At 66.2% G+C, this 201-nt stretch carries 1 protein-coding gene; it reads right to left on the bottom strand.

All coding sequences use genetic code 11. The annotated features are described in order from the left end of the window. Positions 1-201, bottom strand: a 201-nt coding sequence (locus FJ658_RS14965) for a bifunctional (p)ppGpp synthetase/guanosine-3',5'-bis(diphosphate) 3'-pyrophosphohydrolase (RefSeq protein WP_141146203.1), incomplete at both ends; no start/stop codon positions are given.

The following is a 201-nucleotide window of genomic DNA, read 5'->3' as shown; positions in this document are numbered from 1 at the left end:
CCACCCCGTCGTAACGCATCTGCGCCGCGACCTGGTTGACGACGTCCTGGCTCATGAGCTTCTGCAGCGGGAGGTTCTGCTTGCGCATGGCGCGCGCGATCGAGTCCTTGCCCTGCTCGATCGCCTCCTCGCGGCGCTCCTTGGTGAACCAGCCGCGGATCTTGTTGCGCGCGCGCGCCGACTTCACGAAGTTCAGCCAGT

Origin of the sequence: Schumannella sp. 10F1B-5-1, from assembly GCF_006517535.1 — a bacterium.
Taxonomy (GTDB): domain Bacteria; phylum Actinomycetota; class Actinomycetes; order Actinomycetales; family Microbacteriaceae; genus Schumannella.
This window is presented reverse-complemented; position numbering and strand designations above follow the sequence as displayed.